This is a genomic window from Nocardioides sp. P5_C9_2 (genome assembly GCF_054049555.1).
In genome coordinates this window covers 1-6,209 of the sequence record NZ_JBFUMD010000213.1, presented here as the reverse complement: position 1 = coordinate 6,209, position 6,209 = coordinate 1, and the positions used below count along the sequence as shown (strand labels likewise).

General features: G+C 69.3%; 6 protein-coding genes. 2 read left to right on the top strand and 4 right to left on the bottom strand.

Translation table 11 applies throughout. The annotated features are described in order from the left end of the window. On the bottom strand, positions 1-928 hold a 928-nt coding region (locus ACXJKL_RS11945; RefSeq protein ID WP_457207267.1), incomplete at its 3' end, for a hypothetical protein. Positions 929-1,022: 94 nt separating this feature from the next. Continuing rightward, complete coding sequence (locus tag ACXJKL_RS11940; RefSeq protein ID WP_457207266.1) at positions 1,023-1,436, bottom strand: HIT family protein; 414 nt, start codon at positions 1,434-1,436, stop codon at positions 1,023-1,025. Positions 1,437-1,491: 55 nt separating this feature from the next. Between ACXJKL_RS11940 and ACXJKL_RS11935 the strand changes: the two genes are divergently transcribed. Continuing rightward, positions 1,492-2,418: an alpha/beta fold hydrolase gene (locus tag ACXJKL_RS11935; protein ID WP_457207265.1), complete on the top strand. Its 927-nt coding sequence runs from the start codon at positions 1,492-1,494 to the stop codon at positions 2,416-2,418. Positions 2,419-2,506: 88 nt separating this feature from the next. On the opposite strand, the gene ACXJKL_RS11930 is transcribed toward ACXJKL_RS11935, so the two are convergent. Then, positions 2,507-3,205 carry a type 1 glutamine amidotransferase domain-containing protein gene (locus ACXJKL_RS11930; protein WP_457207264.1) on the bottom strand — a complete coding sequence of 233 codons (699 nt, stop codon included), beginning with the start codon at positions 3,203-3,205 and terminating at the stop codon, positions 2,507-2,509. A gap of 311 nt (positions 3,206-3,516) precedes the next feature. Further along, a complete protein-coding gene (locus tag ACXJKL_RS11925) occupies positions 3,517-4,461 on the bottom strand; it encodes a hypothetical protein (RefSeq protein WP_457207263.1) in 945 nt (314 codons plus the stop codon). Positions 4,462-5,264: 803 nt separating this feature from the next. On the opposite strand from ACXJKL_RS11925, the gene ACXJKL_RS11920 reads away from it, so the two are divergent. Further along, on the top strand, positions 5,265-6,209 hold a 945-nt coding region (locus ACXJKL_RS11920), incomplete at its 3' end, for an AAA family ATPase (RefSeq protein ID WP_457207262.1).

Below are 6,209 nucleotides of genomic sequence, written 5' to 3'. Positions count from 1 at the left end.
CGTCGAGGTCGACCGGAAGGTCGACGGAGGCGACGCCGTCGGGCAGGAGGACCGACGTGGTCGCGCCGACCGGCAGCCGCGAGGGAGCCGGCTCGGGATCGGGGTCCGGGGTGGGGTCGGGCGTCGGGTCAGGGGTGGGGTCGGGCGTCGGGTCCGGGGTCGGGTCCGGCGTCGGGTCCGGGGTCGGGTCCGGCGTCGGGTCAGGCGTCGGGTCCGGGGTCGGGTCCGGCGTCGGGTCAGGCGTCGGGTCCGGCGTGGGGGCGGGCTGTGGGGCGGGCTGCGGGGTGGGGGCCAGGGCGGGGGCCGCGACCGCCACGGTCGTCGACCGGGCCTCCAGCCGAGCACCCGACGGCGGCGCGAGGTAGCGGACCTGGTCCCCGTCCCGGCTCGCGAAGGTGTCGCTCCACCGACCGTCGGGACCGATCCGCGTCGTGCCGGTCGTGGCCCAGGTCCCGTCCGTTCCGCGCACCTCCCGGTGCAGCACGACCCCCGCCAGCCGGCCCGAGGAGCCGGCCACCGACGTCGTGGCGGCGCCCCCCGTCGCGGGCGCGTGGGAGGCCGAGTCCACCGTCACCGTCGGCTGCCAGGACACGCGCACGGACACGGCGGCAGACCGGCCGGCACGTCCGCGTCGGCCGGGCTCGCGGAGTCGGTACCGCTGGTCGCCGTCGGGCGGGACCAGCCGGAACCGGACGGCGCCGCGGACCGTGCTCCGCTGCGCAGCGACGGCGCGCCAGGCCGACGGCGTACGCCGTTGCAGGACCACGCGCGTGCGCGACCCGGTCATCGTCCCCCGCAGGACCACCGCGGTGCCCGAGGCGACGCTCCCCCGGGCCGCGGAGAGCTGCGGACGATCGACAGCGCCCGCCGGGGGCGCGCCCAGGCCCAGCCCGCCCAGGACCAGCAGCAGCACGACAACACGGTGCATCGACGKTCCCCCTCGCGCCGGTGCCCCCGCGGCCGTGACGCTGGCGCATTCCACCACGGACGGGGCAGCCCGACAAGGACCCCGAGGAGGGCGCTCAGCCGTCGAGGACGGCGCGAAGGCGTGCCGCGTGGTCGGCGGCCTCGCCGTCGGCGTACTTCGTTCGGGGCCAGAAGAAGCCGCGCAGCCCGTCGCCCTTGGTGCGGGGCACGACGTGCAGGTGCAGGTGCGGGACGGACTGGCTGACCGTGTTGTTCATGGCGACGAAGGAGCCCTGCGCGCCGAGCGCCTCCTTGACCGCGCCCGCGAGGTCCTGGGCGGCGGCGAGGAAGCCGTCGCGCAGCGGGGCCGGCAGGTCCGGGAGGGTCTCGACGTGCTCGCGGGGCACGAGCAGCACGTGTCCCTTGAAGACCGGGCGGGCGTCGAGGAACCCCACGAAGTCGTCGCGCTCCAGCACGAGCTCGGCGGGGACGGCCCCCGAGACGATCCCGCAGAACACGCAGTCGGCCATGCGGCGGAGGATAGCGGCCCGGACGCACAGCCGACCGGGCACTACGTTGGCCGGCATGACCCCTGGCGCCTCGACCTTCCACCTCGTACCCACGCGGGACGACCGCGTGATCGAGGTGCTCACCGGCGGCGATCCCGACGGCTTCGCGCTGCTCCACCACGGCGGCTCGCCCTCGGCGGCCGCGGAGTACGCGCCCCTCGACGCCGTCGCCTCGAGCCTCGGCCTGCGACTGGTCACCTACTCCCGCCCCGGCTACGGCGCCTCGACGCCGCGACCGGAGCCCGGACGCTACGTCGATGACGTGGAGGAGTCCCTCGCCGTCCTCGACCACTTGGGGATCGACGAGTTCCTCACCCTGGGCTGGTCGGGCGGCGGGCCGCGGGCGCTCGCCTGCGCGGCGCTGCTGCCTGACCGCTGCCGCGGCGCCGTGTCGCTCGCCGGTGTCGCGCCGTACGACGCCGACGACCTGGACTGGTTCGCCGGGATGGCGGAGGAGAACCACGAGGAGTACCGCGCCGCCGAGGCCGGGCCCGAGGCCTACGAGTCGTTCCTGGACGCGAGCTTCACGCCGATCCTGCAGGCGACACCGGCGGAGCTGACCGAGGCCCTGGGCGGCCTGGTGACCCCCGTCGACCGGGAGGCGCTCACCGAGGAGATGTCCGACTGGCTGGCCCGCACCTTCCGCCGGGCCGGAGCCCAGGGGACGCGAGGCGTCCGCGACGACGGCCTCGCCGCCGTCAGCCCGTGGGGCTTCGACCTGAGCGAGATCGCCGTGCCGGTGGCCATCTGGCAGGGCCGGCAGGACGCCATGGTGCCCTTCGCCCACGGCGAGTGGCTCGCCGCGCGCGTCCCGGGAGCGGAGGCGCACCTCCTGGACTGCGAGGGCCACATCTCGCTCGTCCACCGCCTCGACGAGGTGCTCGGCGACCTGCGGCGGCTGGCCGGTCTCCAGGCGGGCGGCGGGTCAGTCATCGCACCCTGACGCGTTGGATGTGGGATCGGTGTCACCAGGTGGCACCGATCCCACACCCAAGCGAGTCGCAGACCTCGTTGACCTCGCGCGACCGTCGTCAGGACGTGAGCAGTCCGACGACCTTCTGCGCGGCCTCGGTGCTGGACGCCGGGTTCTGGCCGGTCACCAGGTTGTCGTCCACGACCACGAAGGGGGCCCACGCCTCTCCCGAGGAGAAGGTCGCGCCGGCCTCGCGCAGACGGGACTCCAGCAGCCAGGGCGCCTTGTCGGCGAGCCCGGCCTGCTCCTCCTCTGCGTCGGTGAAGGCGGTCAGGTTTCGCCCGGCGAACAGCCAGGAGCCGTCGGCGCGCCTGGCCGGCAGGAGACCGGCCGGGCCGTGGCAGACCGAGGAGACGATCTTGCCGCCGTCGAGCATGGTCACGAGGATGCGACCGAGGTCGTCGCTGACGGCGAGGTCCTCCATCGGGCCGTGGCCGCCGGGCACGAAGACGGCGTCGTAGGAGGTGAGGTCGACGTCGGCGAGGACCAGGGTCGACTCGAGCCGGCCGGCGAGGTCGTCCAGGGCCTTGCGCTGCTTTGCCGACTCCTCCTCGCCGATGGTGTCCGGGGCGAGGCTGCCCTCGTCCACCACGGGAGTCCTGCCCTCCGGGCTGGCGAGGTCGACGTCGATCCCGGCATCGGAGAACACCTGCAGCGGGGACAGCAGCTCCTCGGCCCAGAAGCCGGTCGGGTGCAAGGTCTCGTCGGTGAGGGTCCAGTGGTCGGAACCGGTCAGGACGATCAAGATCTTCGGCACGGCAGTACTCCTCGGGGCGCGGGGGTGTCGGCGCCGGGCGGCGCCGCCTCACGACGCTACCCAGCCGGGACGCCCGGCTCAATCGCCGCCGTCCGGGCGCACGACGCACGCGAGCCGCCCCGAGGAGTCTCGGGGCGGCTCGCGTGAAGAGGGCTGGCTGGTGGTGGGGTGTTCGTGGATTGGAGAACCCGCAGGTCAGGTGCACCAATCTGCGAAGCCCTGGACAGTCCCGCACCCCCTGTGCGAAGAATCAGCACCCACGACCGAAGCACCAGCGTGTGGCAGGGCCTGCTCGCCTTTACGTGGAGTCGCTACTCGAGTTGGAACCAAACCCCGCAACCTTCGGTGTCGAAGGAGTAGTCGCTCGGGGCGATGGTGACGGTGAGCTCGTGCGCCCGGCCTTGCTTCGCGCCACCTTGTGCGATCGGGCGGTCGGACGCGTTGCGCCGCGACCAGATGCACGGGAAGACCCCCCCTGCGGTGAAGGTTCGGTACGTGCCGGGTTCAACGTCCTGACCGACGATGAAGGTGTCGTTGCCACGGATGGTCTCGCCGTTCATGATCTGCTGATTGAAACCCGCTTGGACCGCGATCCGCTTTCTCATGGCTGCGGCGTTGGGGTGATCGGGGCACAAGAGCAGCATGGTTTGGGCTTCCTCGACCAAATTGGGCGCGCTTGGGTAGTCCTTCAGCAGATCGGGGGTGTCGTGCTCGACGCACTGGACGTAGACATTCGACAGCGTTGAGCGCTGGCGCTTGTAGATGCTGTTGCTTTCGTCGCTGTTCCAGATCGTCTGCTCGACCGCAGTGACGGGCGTGAGTTTGGGTCCACCACCGGAGTACCCCGTGTCTACCTCAGAGCACATGGCATAGTCGAGCTTTTTGTCGACGGGGATCGGCGTTGACCATGCCTCGCTGAAGTCCGGGTCCGACCGATCGATCGTGAAGGAGACAACGGAGTCCAGATCGTTTGGATCGAAGCATTCGACCGTAAGGATCTGTGCAGCCGGTTCGGTGGTCTCGGTGGTCTCGGTGGTCTCGGTGGTTTCGGTGGCGCTAGGAGTGGGCTCCTCCGTCGGCTCTGGCGTCGCTGCTGTGGGGGTCTCGTCCGGGGTTGAGGTGGATTCCACCTCGGACGGTGCCGACTCGGCTGGTGCGGCTCCTCGCCCCTCGTCCGCGCCACATGCACCCAGTGCGAGAAGTAAGGCGACAACAACGAACAGGACGGCGGGCTTCGGCCAGCTAGAAGACTTCACAGCCACATCGTTCACCATCGTCGAGCCACGGCGCGTCGAAACGGCAGACGCTGCTGCAAGGATGTGCCCAACTACTAGCCCGGAGCTAGTAAATGACCGAAGAGCCTGTGCCGGAGGAAGTCGAGCAGGACGGGGTCCTTGGGAAGACGCCTCCTCCCACGACCTGGTGCATGACCCCGGGCTCGAACTCCTTGAACTTCGACCACCGCAGGTCGGCCTGACCGGGCTGGGAGAGCGAGTCCTCCACCTCGGAGCCGGCGTTCAGAAGCCGGCGACCCAATCGGCTGGCCGGTCCGGTTGGCCTTCTTCTCGCCAGTGTCTGGAGGTCGCCGAGGCGACGGATAAACCGAAGGTAGGTGATCTGCTCGATCACATCGAGGTGGTTCGCAATGCCGCCTGACCAGAACGCGTTTTAGATGGTGCCGATCTTGCTCTTGAGCTCCCCGGTGATCTAGGTGTGCGGCACCTCCGACGCTCGCAGACAGAGCACGARAGCCGCCCCGACGGGTGTCGGAGCGGCTYTCGTTCAAGAAGGGTGCACGTGCGGTGTTTGCGGACACGGCAACGCCCAGGTCAGCGTTCGCTCTCCGCGAAGGAGCACCGGGACCTGCACCTCTGGGATGAAAATCAGCACCCATCCGGCCCCGGCCATCCGAGCCACCGGGGTCGCTTCCTAGATGGCTACAAGTCGGGAGGACAGTGCCCGCCGCGCAGACCCTCCGAGCTCCCCGGACTGGCAGACCACGGCGCGCACCTTGGTCGGCCTCCAGCGCTAACGGTGGGGACAGTGCCAGACTTGCGGCATGCCTGCAGCGGAACTAAGAAGCATCTCGCTTGACGCGTTCAAGAGCCATCACCGTCAGCAGATCTCCCTGCGCCCCGTCACGTTGTTGGTCGGACGGAACGGCAGCGGCAAGTCAAACGTGCTTGACGCTCTCTCCCTCCTCGCTCTGTTGGCCGATGAGCGCGACGTAAACGACCTCGAACGCGGAGACCAAGAGGTGGCTGGGCTGAGAGGAGGGCTGGCTGGCGCTGCACCCTTTGGGGAGGGGTTGGTTTCGGTCGGCTGCACAACCAGTTCGGAGGCCGGCCAAAGGCTCGAACTGAAAATCACCCTTGATCCRACAACATCCGAGATCGTGTCCGAGAAGCTCGTGCTCACCCGCAAGACCGGCAGCACTGCAGTACTTATTGACTCATCGCGACAGGCCCGCGGTTCAGGCATCTCCGACGCACGCGTCTACAGCGCAGGAGCCCCCCGCACCTACCACTTCCTGTCATCTCGACTTGCGACAGCACAAGCGACCACCAAGGTTCCTCAAGACTCGCAAGCGAGGAAACTAGTGGTCCAATGTTGTCTCGAAGTCCTTGGAGCCCTGAAGGGGGTCTTTCTTCTAGACCCTGCCCCCTCACTGATGCGCGACTACGTCCGAATCGGCACTGTCCCCGATCGCACAGGTCGTTCTCTGTCGGCGATGGCCTACGAGCTGCGCAACGACGACGAGGCGTGGCACCGTCTCCTCGGCCTCGTCAGAGGCTTGATCGAGACTCAGGTAGAGCAGCTGACGTTCTCCGAGGGTCGCTTGCCTGATGAACGACTCGTCGACGTGATGCTTGCACTCGACGAAAGGGCGGGCGGTAAATCATTCACGGTTCCGGCCCGGCTGATGAGCGACGGGACACTGCGTTACTTGTCCATCGTTGCCACCCTGTTGTACCTGCGACAGCCTCAGAGCACTCCCCTAGGC